The 20,234-nt window shown below is 43.0% G+C and carries 17 protein-coding genes and 1 riboswitch; of the genes, 14 read left to right on the top strand and 3 right to left on the bottom strand.

The genetic code is table 11. The features are described 5' to 3' along the window. Nucleotides 1-6: 6 nt before the first annotated feature. Nucleotides 7-87: riboswitch (ZMP/ZTP riboswitch) on the top strand. Nucleotides 88-134: 47 nt separating this feature from the next. The 11 genes from ACSQ8P_RS19330 (at nucleotide 135) to ACSQ8P_RS19280 (ending at nucleotide 13,538) form a co-directional block, all read left to right on the top strand. Then, nucleotides 135-1,259: a GNAT family N-acetyltransferase gene (locus ACSQ8P_RS19330; RefSeq protein ID WP_436236663.1), complete on the top strand. Its 1,125-nt coding sequence runs from the start codon at nucleotides 135-137 to the stop codon at nucleotides 1,257-1,259. A gap of 365 nt (nucleotides 1,260-1,624) precedes the next feature. Continuing rightward, nucleotides 1,625-3,415 carry a cache domain-containing sensor histidine kinase gene (locus ACSQ8P_RS19325; RefSeq protein ID WP_436236662.1) on the top strand — a complete coding sequence of 597 codons (1,791 nt, stop codon included), beginning with the start codon at nucleotides 1,625-1,627 and terminating at the stop codon, nucleotides 3,413-3,415. Further along, nucleotides 3,393-4,853: a helix-turn-helix domain-containing protein gene (locus tag ACSQ8P_RS19320; RefSeq protein WP_436236661.1), complete on the top strand. Its 1,461-nt coding sequence runs from the start codon at nucleotides 3,393-3,395 to the stop codon at nucleotides 4,851-4,853. Before ACSQ8P_RS19325 ends, ACSQ8P_RS19320 begins: the two co-directional genes overlap by 23 nt. Nucleotides 4,854-4,982: 129 nt before the next feature. After that, a complete protein-coding gene (locus ACSQ8P_RS19315) occupies nucleotides 4,983-6,314 on the top strand; it encodes an ABC transporter substrate-binding protein (RefSeq protein WP_436236660.1) in 1,332 nt (443 codons plus the stop codon). A 66-nt stretch (nucleotides 6,315-6,380) separates the two neighbouring features. Then, the gene (locus ACSQ8P_RS19310; protein ID WP_436236659.1) at nucleotides 6,381-7,262 is read left to right on the top strand and encodes a carbohydrate ABC transporter permease; all 882 of its coding nucleotides are present in this window, start codon (nucleotides 6,381-6,383) and stop codon (nucleotides 7,260-7,262) included. A 124-nt stretch (nucleotides 7,263-7,386) separates the two neighbouring features. Continuing rightward, nucleotides 7,387-8,172, top strand: a complete 786-nt coding sequence (locus ACSQ8P_RS19305; protein ID WP_436239559.1) for a carbohydrate ABC transporter permease — start codon at nucleotides 7,387-7,389, stop codon at nucleotides 8,170-8,172. A 142-nt stretch (nucleotides 8,173-8,314) separates the two neighbouring features. After that, a complete protein-coding gene (locus tag ACSQ8P_RS19300) occupies nucleotides 8,315-8,974 on the top strand; it encodes a hypothetical protein (RefSeq protein ID WP_436236658.1) in 660 nt (219 codons plus the stop codon). 15 nt (nucleotides 8,975-8,989) lie between these two features. Beyond that, entirely contained in the window at nucleotides 8,990-10,081 is a 1,092-nt protein-coding gene (locus ACSQ8P_RS19295; protein ID WP_436236657.1) for a toxic anion resistance protein, read from the top strand. A gap of 137 nt (nucleotides 10,082-10,218) precedes the next feature. Continuing rightward, nucleotides 10,219-11,043, top strand: coding sequence for a DUF6492 family protein (locus ACSQ8P_RS19290; protein ID WP_436236656.1), 825 nt, complete (start codon nucleotides 10,219-10,221; stop codon nucleotides 11,041-11,043). Beyond that, nucleotides 11,040-12,155, top strand: coding sequence for a glycosyltransferase family 4 protein (locus tag ACSQ8P_RS19285; protein ID WP_436236655.1), 1,116 nt, complete (start codon nucleotides 11,040-11,042; stop codon nucleotides 12,153-12,155). The genes ACSQ8P_RS19290 and ACSQ8P_RS19285 overlap by 4 nt, the downstream gene beginning before the upstream one ends. Nucleotides 12,156-12,194: 39 nt before the next feature. After that, nucleotides 12,195-13,538: a sugar phosphate nucleotidyltransferase gene (locus ACSQ8P_RS19280; RefSeq protein ID WP_436236654.1), complete on the top strand. Its 1,344-nt coding sequence runs from the start codon at nucleotides 12,195-12,197 to the stop codon at nucleotides 13,536-13,538. 130 nt (nucleotides 13,539-13,668) lie between these two features. Here the strand turns inward: ACSQ8P_RS19280 and ACSQ8P_RS19275 are convergent, their stop codons facing one another. From ACSQ8P_RS19275 to ACSQ8P_RS19265, 3 genes are all read right to left on the bottom strand, one after another. Continuing rightward, the gene (locus tag ACSQ8P_RS19275) at nucleotides 13,669-14,670 is read right to left on the bottom strand and encodes a metallophosphoesterase family protein (RefSeq protein WP_436236653.1); all 1,002 of its coding nucleotides are present in this window, start codon (nucleotides 14,668-14,670) and stop codon (nucleotides 13,669-13,671) included. Between the two features lie 37 nt (nucleotides 14,671-14,707). Next, a complete protein-coding gene (locus ACSQ8P_RS19270; protein WP_436236652.1) occupies nucleotides 14,708-14,851 on the bottom strand; it encodes a hypothetical protein in 144 nt (47 codons plus the stop codon). Nucleotides 14,852-15,048: 197 nt separating this feature from the next. Then, nucleotides 15,049-16,434: an extracellular solute-binding protein gene (locus tag ACSQ8P_RS19265; protein ID WP_436236651.1), complete on the bottom strand. Its 1,386-nt coding sequence runs from the start codon at nucleotides 16,432-16,434 to the stop codon at nucleotides 15,049-15,051. 187 nt (nucleotides 16,435-16,621) lie between these two features. Between ACSQ8P_RS19265 and ACSQ8P_RS19260 the strand changes: the two genes are divergently transcribed. The 3 genes from ACSQ8P_RS19260 to ACSQ8P_RS19250 all read left to right on the top strand — a co-directional run bounded on the left by ACSQ8P_RS19260 (nucleotide 16,622) and on the right by ACSQ8P_RS19250 (nucleotide 20,194). Next, a complete protein-coding gene (locus tag ACSQ8P_RS19260) occupies nucleotides 16,622-17,551 on the top strand; it encodes an ABC transporter permease (RefSeq protein WP_436236650.1) in 930 nt (309 codons plus the stop codon). A 15-nt stretch (nucleotides 17,552-17,566) separates the two neighbouring features. Then, nucleotides 17,567-18,454, top strand: coding sequence for a carbohydrate ABC transporter permease (locus ACSQ8P_RS19255; RefSeq protein WP_436236649.1), 888 nt, complete (start codon nucleotides 17,567-17,569; stop codon nucleotides 18,452-18,454). Nucleotides 18,455-18,571: 117 nt separating this feature from the next. Further along, nucleotides 18,572-20,194 (top strand): hypothetical protein, encoded by a 1,623-nt coding sequence (locus ACSQ8P_RS19250; protein ID WP_436236648.1) that lies wholly within the window; start codon nucleotides 18,572-18,574, stop codon nucleotides 20,192-20,194. Nucleotides 20,195-20,234 lie beyond the last annotated feature (40 nt).

Genomic DNA, 20,234 nt, shown 5'->3' with positions numbered 1-20,234 from the left:
GTAATATTTGGTATGTGTAACTGGCGAAACGTAGATCACTACGGGGGAGCACGTATTCCATAACAGCCGTTCGCCTGGGCAAAGTATTTGATCAATGGATCAAATGCTTTTTTTATTTTGAGGAGGAGATTGTAATGGAACGAGTTAGGAATGTGGCAGTCCTCATGTATGAAAAGGTAGATCTGTTAGATATTGCAGGTCCGTTCGATGTATTCGCCGTGTCGAGTAATTGGGGGAAAGATTTCAATGTCTACACGGTGGGGGAAAAGCAAAGACCTGTGAATACAGTCAGCGGCCTTACGATTCAGCCCAAATACAGCTTAGATGATTGTCCGGTGCCGGACATTTTGATTGTACCTGGTGGTGTAGGTTCGCGCACTGAAATGAACAACGCAACGACTACATCATGGATTAGCCAAACTGCTGCTAGTGCGGAAATCGTTTTATCTGTTTGCACAGGTGCTCTCTTTTTAGCAAAAGCCAATTTACTGGATGGATTGCAGATTACGACTAATCGGAATGCGTTTGATTTATTACGCGAGATTGCGCCACAAAGCGCTTTGATCGTTGAGGACGTTCGATATGTTGACAATGGCAAGATCGTGATGTCCGCAGGGGTTACCGCAGGATTCGATGCTGCGCTATATGTCGTTGCTAGGCTGTTTGGCGAAGAAAGAGCTCTCGCAACAACTGCAAAGATGGAGTATCATTGGCAGAAAGATGAGATAGTGGAACCGCGAATGGACAATTTAGATAAAAATTGTGAGTTATTGCTGATAAGAAAAGCTCGGATAACAGATTTGGAAGCCATGCAGAAATTATATATAGAAGCGGCCGAATGGATTCAATCTTCAAAGGGTTTTACACAGTGGCGTGAAGATTCATTTACGAGGGCTTATTTGGAGTCATTTATTTATGAAAATGACGTATTTATAGCAAAACTGAATGGAGAGCTTGTTGGCTGTTTTTCCATACACTGGGAATATGAAGAAATTTGGGGAGATTTATTTCATGATGATGCAGGTTATGTACACCGATTAGTCGTCACGCGAAAATATAAGGGAGAAAGATTCGGTAGTAGGTTACTAGCTTGGGCAGCAGATTACATAAAGAACAAGGGTAAAGCTTGGCTGCGTCTAGATTGCATGGCAGATAACCCAACACTGAATGATTATTATCGCAGCCTGGGTTTCATTCATCGAGGTAGATACGATGGCCGCGGCTGGAGTGCAAATTTATATGAGCGTGAAATTGAATAATTTGTGTAACCGAGTATCTAATAAAGCTGTCCGACAAGTAGAGTTATCTATTTGAGGGCAGCTTTTGTTTGTTATATGGACGAAATGACTCGAATCGATCCATTCGCAAAAAAAACAATAAATTGTTCTATGAAATAACGGATTTTGTTCCTTGTACGGCTGATAGGAAGTTCTTAGAATGAGAGGGCAAGAAGTGATGTCTGAACGGCTTGAATATTAACTGATAGAAATTAATGATGCAGGGAACCGTAGGAACCAAGAGGGCGTGTATCTCACGGCTTCCTCCGGTTTGTTCTCTTTCCTTATCCCATTATGATAGACTAAGAAAATATTTACACTGAACCGCTGAAACGAGGGATATTCACTTGCCAATATTAAACTGGTTTTCATCTCTAACCTTAAAATATCGTCTTTTTCTGGCTTTCATCGTACTTATTCTTCTGCCATTCTCCGTCTTGGATATTTATAATTTTCAAAAAGTGAAGCTCAATTTACAACGGAAAACGAGTGAACAAAGCCTTGTACAAATGAACAAAATGAATGAATCGCTTGAAAGTCTGCTTGCTACAACTTTCAAGACTATTACGATGTTCGAGCAGGATTCATCCGTTATTGCGGTTCTAAAGCAGCCGGAAGTTGTCGATCAAATTATGAATCAACGCAAAATTGAAGAACGTTTTCGCTCGGTAACGAATAGTCTGTTCATCTCCAGCCCACCTGTTTTCTACACAATTGTTGATTTACTCGGTAATGTGTATACCTCTTTCCCGCCAGCGCAGCGCTTAAATTATGAAGCGATACAGGCAAAACCTTGGTTTAAAAGCGCGCTATCTGCCTCAGCACCGTACCAATGGCAGTTGGAAAGCAATGAAGTGCTGTTTGATGTTAATAAAAGCCCGCAGCTTGTTGCTATTTCTACGCCTATAAGGGACGCAGATAGCACCATTCGAGCGATTATCCACATAGCGGTGGACTACGAAAGCTGGTTTAAATCAGCTACTAACGGAAGTCCAACATCCGATCAGTATTATTTGATTGATCAAAAAGGAAACGAGATCGTACATTCTGGCGTAGATAAGTCGCCTATGCCTTTGGAGGCACCGATCATCGATCGTTTGCTTTCAGACGGTTCCAGTAATGGCTTTTTCATACAAGGGAGTACGTTTATTAACTATACGGTTGTTCCATCTTTCCATGCGTATTTAATCAAAACTGTGCCATCCAATGTTCTCTTTGCAGAGCTTCGATCTATACAGAACGCTTATATGGGCACACTTATTTTTTTCACAATCGCCTTCATGATTATCACGTTTCTCATCGCATCCGCGGTCACGCGTCCACTTCGGCTTATTCAAGCTAAAATGCTCGATGTCGTTCGTAAAGAGCTGAAAGTACGGCTTCCTGATCAAAAATACGGCGGTGACATCCAGCCAATTGTACAAGCATTTAATCAAATGATTGTGGATATGAACGGCCTTGTACAGCGCTTAAAAGTTGAGGAACGGCAGAAGGAAGCCAGTCGATTCCAAATGCTGCTTTCGCAGATGAACCCCCATTTCTTGTTGAATACCTTGAACACGATTCGCTGGTTGGCATTAGAACGAGGGGACAACGCTATTCCGAAGATTTGTGTATCGCTTGGCAGATTGACAGAAGCGGGATTGAAGCTCGATGTAGATCTCATCCACTTGGAACAAGAGCTAGAGCTTGTACGAGGATATGTCTATATCCAACAATTCCGATATGATCAGCAATTTCAAGTTGACTATGTGTATACCGATGACTTGAAATACGCACTAGTTCCGAAACTTAGCCTTCAACCGATCGTTGAAAATGCGATTTATCACGGAATTTCACAAATACAAGAGAAAGGGCACATCTCGATCCATGTTTATACGAAAGATGCTCAACTTATCCTTGAGGTGGTCGATAATGGCGTCGGTCTTGAATATAGCGAAGGTTTGTCCAAAGAGGATCATAACGGCATCGCCTTACAAAATTTGAGAGAGCGATTAGCTCTCTTGTTCAAAAAAGAAGCGAGTCTTGAATTCATTCCGGTATCACACGGTTGTATGGTTCGTATCCAGCTTCCGCTCCTGATGTCCACACCCTATCAGAAAGGAAATGATCACCATGTGGACCGTACTACTCGTTGAGGATGAGGTTTTCGTTCGAAGAAAAGTGAAAGAAACGATGCCTTGGAAGGAAATGGGCTTCATTATCATTGGAGAAGCAGGTAATGGCTTGGAGGCGATGGATAAAATCCGGGAATGCCAACCTGACGTTGTCATTACAGATATTGTGATGCCGCTGATGAATGGTGTGGACTTGTTGAAACAAGCGCGGAGGGAAGGCTTCTCAAGTCGATTCGTCATGTTGACGGTTATGAGTGATTTCGAGAACGTTCAGCAAGCGCTGGAGTTCGGAGCTACGAGTTATATGCTCAAGCTCTACATGGATCAAGCGACATTAGCAGAGACGATGAGCAAGGTAGAAAGAGAGCTTATCGAGCGTAGAAATACCGAAATCCGAGAAGCTGAAGCGGTGTATCGCAGGCTTTGGAAAGTATTGATAGGGGGATCAGAATCTTCGGAAGTTAAGGGAAGCGAGGTGGCGGTTCCTGGTGTTCATGGACGTGATTTGAGCATCGTCGCGGTACAACACGGACGTTCAGCATACACATTGGATGACTTCTTGGCACTTAACTTGATGGAAAATGATGTGGCGTCCGAAGCTGTTTGGCATTCGCTGACCATCGAAGGTGTTAGCTACCTATTCATGTGGCTACCAGCCTCTTCACAGTTCAGCATGTCTATGGAGCATCCCTTACCCTATAGCCTGATCTATACAGAATTAAACCCATCTGCACAGCTTATGGAAGCATGGCAGAGCGTCCTTGTAGCATTGAATGCGGAGTGGTACAATCCCACATTCAGTGCGAGACTATGCAATTCTGTTGGCTCTCCTCTGAGTGAAACTGCTGATACGTGGGGGTTGGAGCATGAAATCTGGCACAACTTGGAACAGCTAAGATGGGATGCCGTTGTTGGAGCTGTGAGTGATCTATGGGGGGAATTCGAAGTTCACAATGCTCCGCAGCAGCAAGTGAAGCAAGCAGCCGCGAGAATTGTCCAATTGTGCGCGAGAATATCTCAGCTCGTCATGGAGGAAGAAGCAGCATTACTCGCTCCCGACCATCTTCGTCTTAAATCGGCGTTCTTGGCTCGTCTAGAAGCGCATTTCAAACACTTGAGCGCTTCGCGCATTCCTATATCGGATCATCCGGAGATCAACAAAATCATCTCCTATTTGCATGAACACTATGCGGAAGAGATTACCTTAGACATATTAGCCAAGTTGGTTTGCATGGATGATAAATATGTTAGCGGTCTATTTAAGAAGAAGCTGGGATTAAGCATCATTCAATATTTGCATCAGATTCGAATTGAACATGCCCAAAGATTGCTGCGCGAAACGGATCGAACGATTAGTGAAATAGGTGAACGTGTAGGATTTGCGAATGATAATTATTTCATTAAGATTTTTAAACGTTTCACTGGCGGGACACCTGCAAGCTTCAGAAACCGAACATAAACATTTTTCGTGATTTTTCGACATATGTGACTTTTGTTCTATGGAATCATGGATTCTGTTTCTTATTAGCATTCGTAATGGGTGATAAAGTAGGTACTGTAAGTAATCAATTGCAGGAGGTCAATCCAAATGACAAAGAGAAAGAACACAATGATGCTTGGTGCACTAGCTCTTACTTTAGGTCTTACAGCATGCGGTAATACATCTGGTGACTCAACCTCCAGCAGCGCTAGTACTACTTCTAGTCCTAGTGCAACAGCAGCACCTGGTAAGGTCGTTAAGCTGAAAATGTGGGGAGGCGTTCCGCCAGAATCCGGTCCTCAAGCGGTGGTCGACAATTGGAATGCGAAAAACCCAGACATTCAAGTGGAGTACGAACGCTATGTAAATGACGATGCAGGTAATCTGAAGTTAGATACAGCCTTGCTCACAGGTCAAAGTGTTGATTTATTCGTGAACTATACAGGTACAGCATTGAAGAAGCGTGTGGATGCTGGCGTAGCGTTGGACTTAAGCAGCAATACCGATTATAACATTGAGCAGAAGATGGGCTCGACGACAAAGGATTGGCAAGTTAATGGTAAGTATTACGGAATCCCAACTGTAAAGAGCACGTTCTTCGTATGGTTTAACAAAGAGATGCTCGATCAGGCTGGACTCAAAGTGCCTACGTCCTGGACATGGAAGGATATGCAGGATTATGCCACGAAATTGAAGGCTGATAAGCGCTTTGGACTTGTCCAGCATTTAGAATCATTCCCAGATTCCTTAGATGCCGCATTGACCCATGACGGTTATACGAAGAAAGATGGCAGCTCAAATCTTGACAATCCATTGGTTGGCACTTGGTTAGATACGTTGAATACCATGATGAAGGACAAAAGTACACCAATGCTTGGCGAACAGCTGACAACCAAGATGCCTGTAGAAACGATGTTTCTTAAAGGTGAGAGCGCAATGCTGAACGCGGGTTCATGGATTTTCCGGAATTCAAATAACATGAAAGATAATCCAAGGACGTTCAAAATCGCTTTCGCGCCTGTTCCTAGACTAGATAGTAATGAGCAAAATAGTATTGGCCGTGGTGGGTTAGGAGATTTCGTTTCGATCAATGCGAAGACGGCTAATAAAGATGCAGCATGGAAATTCCTGAAATGGTATGCAGACGGTGGATTACTGCCTCTTGCGTCCGGCGGACGGATTCCATCTTCCAAGGATGCGAATGTTGAGGATGCTCTAAAGCTTCTATTAGGTGAAAACGAAAGTACTTATGACATTCCTTCTTTGAAATTTGTACTCTTTGAGAACAAGACTCCTACGTTTACGCGTAACCTGCCTCAACAAGTTATGGACCTACGCAGGGAGGAATATGAGAAGTTTTTCTTAGGCAAGCAAGATACTGGGGCGACATTAGCTGCAATGGTTAAACGCCATACTGAATATATGAAAACAACGAAATAATTAGGAAAGCAGGGGGATTGGCTTCGGCTGGTTCCCCTGTATGTATACTAAGGGAGGTTATCGGATGTGAAGAAAAACTGGATTGCCAGACAAAGTTTCACCGGCTATTTATTTATTGCACCTAACATGCTGGGCGTTATCCTCTTTTTTATTGTACCGGCGATATTCTCTTTCGGTCTCATTTTCACGAATTATCAATTCGCCAATCCCAATTATCATTTCGTGGGCATTGATAATTTCAAGCGTCTCATCCATGATGATCTATTCTACGTTTCACTCCGAAATACGGGATGGTATCTATTATCGGTACCTATTTCCATCATGCTTGCGTTTCTTGTAGCACTTGTATTGAATAAGCATGTGTATGCCAAAGGATTGCTGCGTGCCATGTATTTCCTACCCTACATTACGAGTGGCGTGGCTGTTGCTTTCGTATGGATGCTGCTGTTTCAACCTTCGGAAGGCCCGATTAATCAACTATTAAGAGCTGTAGGTGTTTCAAATCCACCGGGTTGGTTGTCTACAACGGGAACGTCCATGATGGCCATTGATATCATCTGGATCTGGTTCATGCTCGGCTATAATATGATTATTTATTTGGCAGCCTTACAGGAAATATCTCCCGAGCTGCTTGAAGCTGCTAAAGTGGATGGCGCGAGCGGATGGGTAAAAATCAAGTCTATCATTTTCCCAATCGTCAGTCCGACGACGTTCTTACTTCTCATTACCGGCTTAATTATGACCATCAAATCGTTTGGTTTGATTCAAGCGATTACACAAGGTGGTCCTGGTAATAGTACAACAATATTGTCTCTATTCGTCTATAAAAATGCGTTTGGCTACTATGAGATGGGCTACGCATCCACGATATCTTGGGTATTGTTCTTAATTATTGCGGCGATTACATTCGTCCAATGGTTTGGTCAAAAGAAATGGGTTCATTATTAGAATAATTGAGTAGGAGGTAACCTCTATGGCTACTGTGCAATCAGACATTAGGGCAGGTGTAAAAGCTCGAACCAAGAGGCGATTTCCGCTCTCAACCCTTATAAAAGCAGGAACGACACTTATCATGTTTATCCTCGGCTTGGCCATGATTATGCCATTCATCTGGATGATCAGTACGTCTTTTAAATCGCCAGCTGAAGTATTTGAATATCCCATCCGCTGGATTCCTTCCCATTTTAATATGGAGCATCATATCCGAGTTTGGACTGGCAGCATGGGCTTTGCTACGTACTATATGAACTCAATAAAAGTAGCGGTTGTTTGTACAATTGGTGCAACTTTACTTTCGTCATTGGCAGCTTATAGCTTTGCCAGAATTACGTTCAAAGGTAGAGATACATTGTTTCTAATCTACTTGTCTATGATGATGATTCCACCTCAGGTATTGTTCGTTCCCAAATTTATCATGTTTGAATGGGTGGGCATTTATAATACACTTTGGGCACTTATTTTGCCTGGTATGATATCAATTTTCGGTGTATTTTTAATGAGACAATTTTTCATTCGGATTCCATCCGAAATTTCAGAATCAGCCTTCATGGATGGAGCCGGTCATTATCGCATATTTCTTCAACTAATGCTTCCTTTAGCTAAGCCTGCGATGGCGACGTTAGCGATCATCGATTTCTCTTGGCATTGGAACGATTACGAGAACGCGCTCGTGTTTCTGACAGATCGCAAATTATATACAATTCCGTTAGGTTTGCAAAATTTTATTATGGAATTTAATGTTGATTATAACGGAATGATGGCTGCTGCCAGTGCAGCAATTCTGCCGATGATTCTCGTTTTCATGCTGGGTCAGAAGTTCATCATTCAGGGAATTTCCAATACAGCTGTGAAAGGATAATCAGATACAAGTGATGAAAAATAGTAAAGCCAGTAGACGCGTGATGCGTTTATCTGGCTTTTTCCTGCTATAAATTGACATCAATCGCTAGTGGAGATATGATTTTAGTGGGTAACACGATGGAACAGGGGTGTGAAAGTGTATGCAAAAGCAATTCAAAGTCGCAGCAGGCGTCTCCATTGCAGGCTATGTCGTCAGTCTCATTACGACTAGTTTCTTGCCGGAATCCATTAATTTATTAGTGCCAGCAGCGTTGACATTTGGAACAATACTTGTTCTACAACGTTCTTCCAAAGCCATAAAGGGAACGACGACTCCCGGAGTTATAAGCGAACCTGCTCCCAATAGGACACCTGCACCGGCTGTTATATCTACTAGTGAAGATGAACTTAAAGCTGAAAGTGACCCTTTCTGGGGACCGATTGCCGAGTACATCCATGTCATTGAAGAAACGATGATCTCGGAGGGTCAGAAGAATACATTAGATGATGAAATTGTCGAAAAGACACTTAGCTTACTCTCCCGAGTTGGTCGTTTAATTCCACAACTGAAAGAGCTTAACGATGCAAATATGAATCATAACATACAAAGATTGATCTTTAAGGATTTAAATGGTGCGATTAATCCCTTTCTGAAGTTGGGAGGGGAAGCGAAACGGTTAAATCGTCGACTTCTTCTTACAGGAATCAAAGATATTAACTCTAAGCTCACCGACTATGTAGAAACGATCGAGCAAAAAGACTTAATTGAATTGCAGACACGCATGGAATTAATTCAACAGCGTTATCGTTCAACAGACTAAGGAGGCATGGAAATCTTGTCAACCCAATTGGTGCAATTAAAATCGACCGATTTGCAGAAAGTAGAGCAAGAAGCCAAACAATTACTTGAGAAAGTTTCGTCGACCGATACGATGGAATTAGAAACCTTAATGGATTCGATTGGACGCATGGGATCCAAAACGATGGAACAGGCTGGACAATCTCTAGCGATGCTAGAACGCCCAGTGAATGAATTGATGTCGGGCAAACGCTCAGAGGTTCAAAACAACATTTTGAAGCTGCGCGGCGAAATTGATTCGTTAAGTAAGAGCAAACAGCTTGGCTTTTTTGAGAAAATGATGAAGAAGACGCCTCTTAAGAACTATATTTACAAGTATCAGTCTGTGAAAACAAATGTAAATGCGATTGTGCAATCCCTTCGTAATGGGAAGGAAACGCTGGAAGAGAACATGGCTTATATGAAGACGCTGAAGAAAAATTCAATTGAATCTGTCTATAATTTGCAAATGCGAATTGCGATGGGGGAGAATTTAAAGCAGCTTTTCGAAGTTGAAATTGCTAAGCCTGAGAATGAGCACCGTAAAACACATTTGGAGAGAGGACTTCGTAAGGTTGTGACGCGCATTCAGTCCTTTCAAGAGATGGTCATTCTGTATCAACAAGCGATTGCAGGAACAGATATCATTAATGACAACAATGACAAACTCATTGATGCCGTAGATGCAACGATTGATAAAACGCAAAATCTACTTACCGTGTCTGCTATGATCTCCATGGCGATTGAGGATCAAGTTCAAACGATTGAAGCTGTCAATTCCGCGAACTCGACACTGAATAAAATGTTTGAGGATAATTCGCGCTTGTTGAAAGAAACGACGCAAAGAACGAATGAGTTGCTTGGAAAACCAGGATTGCAAATGGACTCGATTGAAAGAGGAATGACCGATCTTTTCGCTGCTTTGGATTTATTTGAACAGTCGAATCGGACAATCATTCAATCTGCCACAGAGCACACCCAACGGCTTGGCAATATAAGCCAGCAAATGACGCAAAGACTTGGCTTAACGCCTGGGACTAAAACGCATGCAGAAATCAAAGCGTCCGAGCTAGGCGGGCTTTTGGAATAAATCGAATAGGTTGAATGAGCTGTCAGGGATCTAATCCTTGGCAGCTTTTTTTGTGCATGTCTCATGTCTCTTAACCCATGCCATTTCATTCTCCTGACATATGATAATCCATACGTTTGAATAATGGAGATGAGTTAATGTTCATGCAAATTAAAGAGGAGATTAGCAAGACACCCCAAATTGATGTGCTAATCCCAGCGATTGAGAAGGATCTGGGGACTCTCCCCCTTGTTATTGACGCGGTAAGAAAATATGTCAAACATCCAATTGGTGAAATCATCATTGTGGCTCCGTGGAAACAAAGGATTCTCGATCTGTGTGAGAAGAAAAGATGTCGATTCGTTCATGAGGATACCGTTCTCCCCATCACGAAGAAGGACATCCATTATCAATCCAAAACGTGGGATCGGACAGGATGGCTGTACCAACAGCTACTTAAGTTGAATGGTGATACCTTATGCTCGTCAAAATATTATATGGTCATCGATGCCGATACGGTGTTGATTCGACCGCATGTCTTCAAAGTAGGAGACAAGACGGTGTTTTATTGTCGGAACTGGAGTCAGAGCGAATATTTCAACACGTATCGAAAATTAATGGGCAGAAATCGATCAGCTCGATTGTCTTTCGTTACTCATTACATGCTGTTCGAGAAATCTAAAGTCAAGCAGTTGAAACAAACCATCGAGTCCAAACATAAGAGTTCCTGGTATTCCGCAATTATGAAAAGTATGAATAGATCCAAACAGTTTGCTTTTTCTGAATTTGAAACGTATGGCAATTTTCTGTATTCCTCCGAGGCTGACAAGATGATTTTAAAGCCTGCAATGAATAAGGGCTTACATCTGAGTAATTCCCAAATTACATCTTCTAGGATGTCTTACTTGGCTAAAAGATACCGATCCATCTCTCTGCATAAACGTAAGGGGTATGTTAAAACGGCCAAGTTGGTGACCCGATGAAGCGTTATGTTGTGGTCTGGAAAGGACCCGTATACAAAGCAAGTGGACTGGGTCATGCAAGCAGAACATACGCTGCTTCCCTGAGACGGAAAGGCGTTGATGTAAGGCTAGGCCATTTGAGAATTGGTAAAAGATCATCTCTAGGCAAAAGAGTGCTTATCTATCACAATGTTCCGAGCCATATTCAGTGGAGTAGTGAGCGAAGCTTATACGATCCGATCATTCTAAATACCGTTTGGGAAACAAGCAAAACGCCTAATGAATGGCTTTCTCATATGAACAAATTTGATGCAATATGTGTTCCTACACAACATAATAAGCGGGCGCTGCTGAACAGCGGGGTTACCGTCCCGATCTACATTGTTCCTCATGGTGTAGATACGAAAGCATTTCATCCAAACAATAAAAAATTTGTTTTGCCGCGTGCGGCAGGCAAGTTTACTTTCGTGTCTGTATTTGGGTTTCAGCATCGTAAAAACCCAGAAGGCTTGCTGCGTGCGTACTGGGAAGAATTTTCCTCCAAAGATAACGTTATCCTTGTGATTAAAACGAATGGCTATGAGCCCTATGAGAATGAAAAATGGATTCAGCGACAAATCTGGCAATACAAACAGAGATTGGGTATACACAAGGATACGGCCCCTGTTGTCATTATAGGCCGACGACTTAGTGAAAGTCAGTTGAAAGGTTTATATACACTTGGGAATGCCTTCGTCCTTCCTACGCGAGGCGAGGGGGTAGGACTCCCATTTCTAGAAGCGTTGGCTAGCGGCACCCCAGTGATCACGACCGCTTGGGGAGGGCAGATGGATTTCCTAACGCACAATAACTCGTTCCTCATTTCTTACCAATTGAAGAACCCAGCCGTTAGTATGAATAGTCCACATGCCATTTCAAAATCATTCAGTTACTTATTTGCAGAGAAGGGACAACTATGGGCAGAACCGGATCATCTTAGTTTGCGAATGAACATGAGGAAGGCTTACGAGAATCCTGGTTTATGCAAGCTAAAGGGAAAACAGGGAAGATTAGATGTCCTTCATTTGACCTGGGCGCGCGCGGGGATGTTGATGAAACTTGTGGTTGAGAAGGTCATTCAATCAAAGAAATAAGGGTGAAGGTTGATGTCCCCCAGGAAAGGAGTATTTGGCTTGCGTATTGTACTATTGTGCGGGGGATCAGGTAAAAGGCTATGGCCTTTATCCAACGAGATTCGCTCCAAGGTGTTTCTTAAGCTTTTGAAATCCGAAAATGGGATTAGAGAATCAATGATTGAGCGAATATGCAGACAATTGGATGAAGTAGGCTTACTGCAATCCACATGTATTGTCACGCATCACAGTCAAGTAGAAATAACACGAACCTATGTTGGCGAACACATCCCTATCATAAGTGAACCATATAAAAGAGGAACTTATGCAGCCATCGCTTTAGCTGTCACATATTTGCATGAGAAAATGTTAGTTGATTCGGATGAAACGATCTGTATTCTCCCCGTGGACACTTATGCAGATTCCGCATTTTTCCAGTTACTTCATCGCCTTCCTGAGATCATTGCACGATCTAAAGCTGATCTTGCTCTTCTTGGGACCAACCCGACGATGCCCTCTGATCAATTCGGCTATATTGTTCCAGTACTCCCTGAAGAAAACGAAGAATTTGCTAGTATTCATCACTTCATCGAAAAGCCGAATGAGGAAGCTGCCGCACATTTAATTGATCATCAGGCTTTGTGGAACTGCGGTGTATTCGCATTTCCCTTAGGGTTCATGATGACCTATTTGAAGGACAAAGCGGAGCCAGCTCTTGTTGAGACATGGTTGGCAAATTATGAACAACTTGCCAATACAAGCTTCGATCGTGAAGTCGTTGAGCTTAATCAAAACGCAGTGGTTGTAAGGTATGAAGGTTTATGGCATGATGTGGGCACATGGAAGGCGCTAACCACTCACTGTGAGCAAAGCGTTATTGGACCAGGAAGAATCTCAGATGATTCCGTTAATACACATCTCATAAACGAACTTACGTATCCCATAGAAGTCATTGGTGTATCGGATCTCATTGTCGCGGCAAATGCAGACGGTATCTTGATTGCGAACAAGGAGAAAGCTCATCTGATTAAGGAAAGCCTCTCACAAGTCCCTAAGATTCCGATGTACGTGGAAAAAAGATGGGGCTCTTATCAAATTTTGAAATATTGGAGGGTTGACGACCATGGGAAAGAAGGCATGATTAAAATTGTGAAGCTCGCCCTCGGGGAGATGACCAGCTATCATCGACATGCGAATCGGAAAGAAAGCCTAACCATTCTGTCAGGCATTGCGGAAATTCTTATGGGGGACAAACTGTATAGACGGCAGGCTGGCGATGTTTTGCATATTCCCGCTGGCATTAAGCATGGCATCAAAGCAGTTACTAATCTTGAATTGATGGAAGTCTTGTTGGGGAAGGAACTGTCACAAGAAGATATCACTCGTTTTTCAAAAAAGTGGTAAATAGAAGACAACTGTAGACGCAACCAATGAAGCCAAACTCGAATGGGATGTTACGTCACTTATCGAAGCCATATAAATGAAATAAGGACCAGTCACGTAACCGTGTCCGGTCTTTTTTCGTTTAATCTTTTTATAGCTTTACGAGATAATCAGCCTCTGGGATCCATGCTTGATTATAAAAGTCTCGCCCTCGAACATGAATACGATCCGCGTATACAACAATAACCAAGCCTTCTGAACGATTTCCTTGAATTAATTGGTCGTTACTGTCGTAGGGGTAACTTACGGAAGAGCTATTGACCATTGTGAATACATCCCTGATCAGCGTAGAAGTCAATTGCAATTCCCAGTGGGTATGCCCGGTGAACAAAATGACTTCCGGGTATTGGGATAACAATTGTTTCAATTCATTATGCTGTACAATCCCACGTGATAGACTGCCAGATACTGTCCCTTGCAGTGGCTGATGCAGAAAGACGAACAGCGGCTTATGTTTGATATAGTTATCTTGTAACTGACTTTGTAACCATTTTAATTGCGCCAAGGACAACCAGGCATCTTCATTATTGTTTGGATTAGATTGTCGATATTGTTCGGAACCTAAAAAAATAAAATGATAGCCCTGAATCCAACGATCGTAATAGACGCTAGTCATTTTGGTAAAGGATAAAAACCGTTCCATAGAAGCGCTGTCAGATTCTCCATTGGGGAAAGTGCTTGGCGACCAATCTCCAGAGGCATTGTAATAGGCTTTGTAGTAATCGTGATTGCCAATTGTAAAACAGATTTGATTCGGAAGCGGATGCTTCTGCAGAATGGAAGTCAGCATCGAATAGTCATTGGAACGTCCGTCGCCGAGGTCGCCGTTAATTACTAAAGCATCTAGACTCGGGATCAATTGATTTAGATCGTCTAAAGCAGCACCTAATTTACTCTGAGCTTGTGTATCCCAGTATTGAATGTGAATATCACTGACAACAGAAAAACGTAGCAGAGGGGAATTGCCTGCAGCTTTTCTAAGTTCGTCAGCTAGACGGTGAATTTCATCTTTTTCTATTTGAGATTTGAGGAGTTTCAAACGCGGTAGAAGAAAGGATTCTATTATTTTGACAGCATCATTCTCATGCAGCACCCTCAACCTCCCCCTTAATAATAAAGTCTGAATTCTGTTAATTCTGAGTCTGGCCTGAAGCTAATCGTAATTCATTGGCAAGTCGATGAATTTCATCCTTATCCTCTTGTGAGGTGACGAAATACCACATTGGACTCAAAAAGGTCTCAATAATTGTATTAGCATCTTCTGGGCTTAACACGCGTATCGCCTCCGACAATCAGGTTGTCCAACTAGTACTAGCATATGTAGCATCCAGCAGCAATGGAATGAGGAAGGCACACATTTTTAAAGAGAAGAGTTGGGGGTAAAGCACGGGCAGATGATGTTATGATTAAATTGCAATAGCATGAGAAAAATGCAAGCCTAAGTTAGTGTAGGCTTACATTTTTTGATGTTTTATCTACTTGCCACTTTTTTACGTGGTGAAAGCAGCTTCTGTAACCGTTTGGCACATTGTTCGGCGGATTCCATACCTTCCCAATAAAGCATCATCTCATTGTTAACCTCTTGCATCAGTTGTGTGTCGGAGATGGTTTCATGTTGATAGAAGGCATCATGTAATTGACCATCAGAAATATGGAGCGACGCCAAATCAAGCGGGTCCCACAGCTGCTGATTAATCTCGTGAAGGACAGAGAGGAAGCGTGATTCTCCGATTTTGGCTTGCACAACCGGATGGCAAGCAGTCTGCAGAAATTGGATCGCCAGTTCACGTTCCGTACTTGCGGAATGAACCATCAATGCATTCGCGATAAGCAAAGTATTCGGTGAATCCCCGAATGGCATCGGCGCGAATTTGGGCTCGAAGGGCAGCTTGTCGCCAAATCCAGCAAGCTCGATGGTTGTTGTCAACATCATGGCGACTTGCTCGCTTTGGAATGCAACGCGATGAAGTTGCATATGAGAAACGAGCGCGCTTCTTTTTCGATAGATCATATCGTGCATAAAGGTCAGCGTGTCTAGAAGCGCTTTCTTATTCGGCTTATGAAAGTCAAAGCCATGCTGCATAGCGATTACGTTCCATCGGTTAAGCGTCGAGGGTAGTGAAAAACCATAATTATCGATAATACCGTCATCGTTCGTATCAAATGTCAATCTTCCAGCTGTCTCGATAAATGCTTCCTTATCCCATCCATGACGCGGTGCTTCGATGTTGTATTTGTCGAACATGCGAGGATTATAGGCGAGGCAGATACCCGAAAATGTGACAGGTATTGCTTTGACACTGCCATCCTTGCGAAATCCGTCGAGCAGCTTAGGGTACATCCGATTCAGCTCATCGTTCATAATCCGCTCTAAACTAACGAAATCATCCATCGATTTAAGCTCTTGGAAGATCGTGTCCGTAATGATACAAATGTCTGGTTGGATGCCCATTTCGATGCACTTATGAAGGGATTCCCAGAATTGTGCGATAGGAAAGCTCAGCAATTTAATGTCCACGTCGAGGTGCTGTTGTTCGAACGTTTCGCAAATGAAAGGTAAGCAGTGATCGACAAAGTAAGAGGGCGTAATTGTCAAAATGCGCAATACTTTTCGCTTCGATTTCCGCACAGTGACGTTAGGGGAGACGAATGTGCCCAGTCCGGCTTTTTTCACAACGAGCCCTTCCTTCAACAGGAGGTCAAGCGATTTGCGAACGGAGCTGCGGCTGAGCTCGTAATATTTGCTTAATTCATTTTCGGACATAAGGAACTCATCCTTCTTAATAAATCCCGAAAGTATTTGCTCCCGCAGGATATCGGTCAAAGAAGAATAGCAATATTGGTCCTTTTTTCTCATAATCAGAATCGCCACCTATTTGCGCAGTTGTATGTATTCTAAACAATATTAGGAAAATACACAACAGGAAAAAAGTGAGGAATAGCAAGGGTTTTGGTCAATTTAAAGACGCGATTTAAACATGTATAGCACTTGTATTTTTTTGTGGATATAAATTATAATGGGATTGTAAACGGGGGGTGACCACATGGCTTCCATCGTCAGTGCAAAGTCAAATCGTGTTATTCGAAAAGTATATCGATATCGATGGTTCTATCTGTTAATGGCCCCAGGCCTGTTGTACTTCCTCATCTTTCGCTACATACCGATGGCTGGCTTACTCGTCGCATTCAAGGATTACAGTGTCACCAAAGGCATCTGGGATAGTCCCTGGGTGGGTTGGCGCAATTTCGAAACGATCTTTAAATCACCTGATTTTCTCCGACTCATGTCAAACACACTCCTCATCAGCATTTACCGACTCGTTTTTAATCTACTTCCTGATTTAATTCTCGCCTTGCTACTCAATGAAATCCGTGTCACTTGGTTTAAAAAGATCGTTCAAACGATCACATACGGACCATACTTTTTATCATGGGTCATCGTATACGGTTTGGTATATTCATTTTTCTCTCCAGGCACAGGGCTCGTCACAACGTTCTATCAAAATATGGGATGGGGTGAATTGAATGTCCTTGCGAATTCTGATCTCTTCCGGCCGCTCATCATTTTAACTGATGTCTGGAGAAATACGGGGTTTGGAGCCATTTTCTTCTTAGCAGCCTTAGCGACAATTAATCCAGAGCTGTATGAAGCTGCCGTTGTGGATGGAGCAGGTCGATGGAAGCAAATTTGGCATATTACACTGCCTGGTGTCCGCGAGGTGTTCATCTTATTGTTAATCTTGCGGCTAGGGACAATTCTCGATGCAGGCTTTGATCAGATTTATGTTTTCCTCAATGCGCGTGTGACGAATGTCGGGGATATTCTAGATACGTGGATATTCCGCCGAATTATCGAACAAAGTGATTTCAGCGTTCCAGCCGCAATGGGCGTATTTAAATCAGTTATTGGATTTGTGCTCGTCATTGGCGCTAACCGAATCGCGAAAAAAATGGGTGGTTCTGGAATCTACTAAGAGGTGGTGGAACCTATGTCCTATGCGGTACATAAGACCAAATCAGATCGAATTATCGATGTTGTCATTTATGTCTTCCTTACGCTCTGTTGTTTATCTGCGGTGTTCCCACTGTACTTTGTGTTCATTGAGTCGATTACGCCCTATAAAGAACTAATCCGTAACGGAGGATTCGTCTTATTCCCAGAGCAAGTGACGCTGCAGGCGTACCGAGCCATCTTCGGCAGCAAGCTAGTGCCAGATGCGCTTAAGATATCCGTTGTAATTACGGTCGTTGGCACATTCTTAAGTCTGTTAGTTACGATTTGTTTAGCCTATCCACTTTCGAAGAAAGATGTACCTGGAGGAAGGTTTTTTCTACTGGCGATCGTGTTTACGATGCTCTTTAGCGGTGGCATTGTGCCTACCTATCTAGTTGTGAAAGGCTTGGGGTTGATCAATTCAATCTGGTCACTCATTATTCCTACACTCGTCTCGCCGTTCTATATGTTTATTATGCGCACCTACTTTATCAATTTCCCTACGGAGATAGAAGAGTCGGCGAAAGTAGATGGATGCGGGGATGTTAGAACATTATTCCAGCTCGTTATTCCCTTATCGATGCCGATTATCGTTACGATTGGCTTATTCTATGGGGTCATTCAGTGGAATTCCTACTTCAATGCCATCTTGTATCTGTCAGATCGAGCATTATATCCGATACAAGTTATTCTACGCAATATGATTGTTACGTCTAGCGTGAGCCAAGAGTTGAACACGAATCCTTCTGTTATACAAACGCTGCCGCCAGATACAATCCGAATGGCAACGGTTGTTGTGACAACATTGCCGCTATTGGCCATCTATCCGTTTATTCAGAAATATTTCATCAAAGGAATGCTTGTCGGTTCCATCAAGGGATAACACGGTTCGACCAAACGAACCTGAAGGGAGTGATGCCTTGTTTTGCTTCATTTCAGTCACACAGGCAACCAGAGTAAACTTGAGAATGAATTCGAGTACAAATGGGAGGTCGTTTGCATGAAATTGCGTAAACAGGTAGCATTCGGTGTAATCGCCAGCTTGGTTGTGTTAAGCGGTTGTTCGAAAGACGACGCTACGGCTACACCATCCGCATCTTCAAGTACATCAGCAGCACCTGAAACAGCGGCAGCTACGAAAGCTCCGCCAATGACTTTAAACTGGTTGACTTTCGTACCGACTAACGATGTCTCATTGCCTGCGCCTGATAAGGACTACATTCGCCAAGCCATTGAGCAGAAGTTCAACGTCAAACTAAACATGGAATACGGCGTCCCAGGTGAAGACCATAAGACCAAAATCAATTTGAAAATTTCATCTGGTGCAACCCCTGATATGTTCCAAGCCGACGGCGCGCAAACGAATCAATTTATTATTGATAAAGCTGTGGCAGATCTGACCCCCTACGTGAACCCGCAAACGATGCCCAACTACTACAAGTGGGTAACTCCTGAAATCATTTCCCGCTATCAAGTGCAAGAAGTCTTTATGCGTGCGCCTGTCCCTTATGAGAAGCAACTTTACCAATCGTATTATGTGCGCAAAGACTGGCTGGATAAGCTTGGCTTGAAGGTGCCTACGAATTATGACGAAATGATCAATGTCATGAAAGCTTTCACTTTTGGCGACCCTGATGGCAATGGTAAAAATGATACTTACGGTTTCACCACATTCGGAAATGGTATTGGCGTTTCGAAACAATTTCCAGAATGGTATAAAAATGGACTAGGCATTGATCTCTGGTATGATCAAGCGAACGGTGAATATGTAGATCCGCAATCCGATATTCGGGCGGGGAAAGTGCTTGATGATATTCGTGCCACAATCGCTTTAAAAATCGTGGATCCTGACTGGTTTTTAGCTAAACCAGGGCAAGAGCTCGAGAAAGTAGAAGCAGGGAAAGCGGGGATTTTCCAAAGCTTGCTGCGTACGGCTGCCTTTGATAACGTAGCTACGAGCGTAAAGAAGAAGACGATTGATATCAGCGGCGTCAAAACGGCGGATTTTGTACCGTTCCACATTATGCCGAATGCCGTTAACTATGCCGCATTGCCTGGTGTTCCATTCTTGTTTGGGGCCAAGACACCTCCTGAAAAAATCAAGAAAAGTATTGAAATCATGGATTGGTTAGCAAGCCCCGAAGGTTACTTGTTGTCGCACTATGGGAAAGAAGGCACCAATTATACGAAAAATGGTAATACCATTACCTTAATTCCTGATGCGATAACCAAAGATAATCAAGCTAACGGCAATTTCTTCGATGTGTATAGCTCCATCTTCGCATATGGTGTTCAAGATCCGAGCCCGATTGGTCTGACGATTATCGATCCTCGCGAAACCGACCATGACCGGGCCATCATCGAGAAGCTGAAAACGTATAAGTATCCTGTACTCGGCACGAACGTTGCACCACCTCCAGGCTATGATATCGGTGCATTCCGTACACAAATGCGTGCTTACATGGTAAAAATACTTTTTGAAGAGAAGGATGCTAGCAACTGGCCGAAATATCGGAAAGAACTGATGACCACGTATCACGGGAAAGAAATATTCGATAACTATGCGAAGACGATTTCGCAAGTGTTTAAAACGCCGGTTGTCTTTAAGTCCGAGAATCCGTAATATCAAGAAATGTTATTTCTTCTGTTGTTGCACACGACTC

The organism is Paenibacillus sp. LjRoot153 (genome assembly GCF_964253085.1).
Classification (GTDB): domain Bacteria; phylum Bacillota; class Bacilli; order Paenibacillales; family NBRC-103111; genus Paenibacillus_E.
The sequence above is the reverse complement of the archived record's forward strand: the minus strand, read 5'-3'. Positions and strand labels throughout refer to the sequence as shown.

Bases quoted from the DNA above. Each gene is read 5' to 3' on its own strand.
- ACSQ8P_RS19330 (WP_436236663.1), top strand. From the start codon at position 135: ATGGAACGAGTTAGGAATGTGGCAGTCCTCATGTATGAAAAGGTAGAT.
- ACSQ8P_RS19320 (WP_436236661.1), top strand. From the start codon at position 3,393: ATGTGGACCGTACTACTCGTTGAGGATGAGGTTTTCGTTCGAAGAAAA.
- ACSQ8P_RS19315 (WP_436236660.1), top strand. From the start codon at position 4,983: ATGACAAAGAGAAAGAACACAATGATGCTTGGTGCACTAGCTCTTACT.
- ACSQ8P_RS19305 (WP_436239559.1), top strand. From the start codon at position 7,387: ATGTTTATCCTCGGCTTGGCCATGATTATGCCATTCATCTGGATGATC.
- ACSQ8P_RS19300 (WP_436236658.1), top strand. From the start codon at position 8,315: ATGCAAAAGCAATTCAAAGTCGCAGCAGGCGTCTCCATTGCAGGCTAT.
- ACSQ8P_RS19290 (WP_436236656.1), top strand. From the start codon at position 10,219: ATGTTCATGCAAATTAAAGAGGAGATTAGCAAGACACCCCAAATTGAT.
- ACSQ8P_RS19285 (WP_436236655.1), top strand. From the start codon at position 11,040: ATGAAGCGTTATGTTGTGGTCTGGAAAGGACCCGTATACAAAGCAAGT.
- ACSQ8P_RS19265 (WP_436236651.1), bottom strand. From the start codon at position 16,434: ATGAGAAAAAAGGACCAATATTGCTATTCTTCTTTGACCGATATCCTG.
- ACSQ8P_RS19260 (WP_436236650.1), top strand. From the start codon at position 16,622: ATGGCTTCCATCGTCAGTGCAAAGTCAAATCGTGTTATTCGAAAAGTA.
- ACSQ8P_RS19255 (WP_436236649.1), top strand. From the start codon at position 17,567: ATGTCCTATGCGGTACATAAGACCAAATCAGATCGAATTATCGATGTT.
- ACSQ8P_RS19250 (WP_436236648.1), top strand. From the start codon at position 18,572: ATGAAATTGCGTAAACAGGTAGCATTCGGTGTAATCGCCAGCTTGGTT.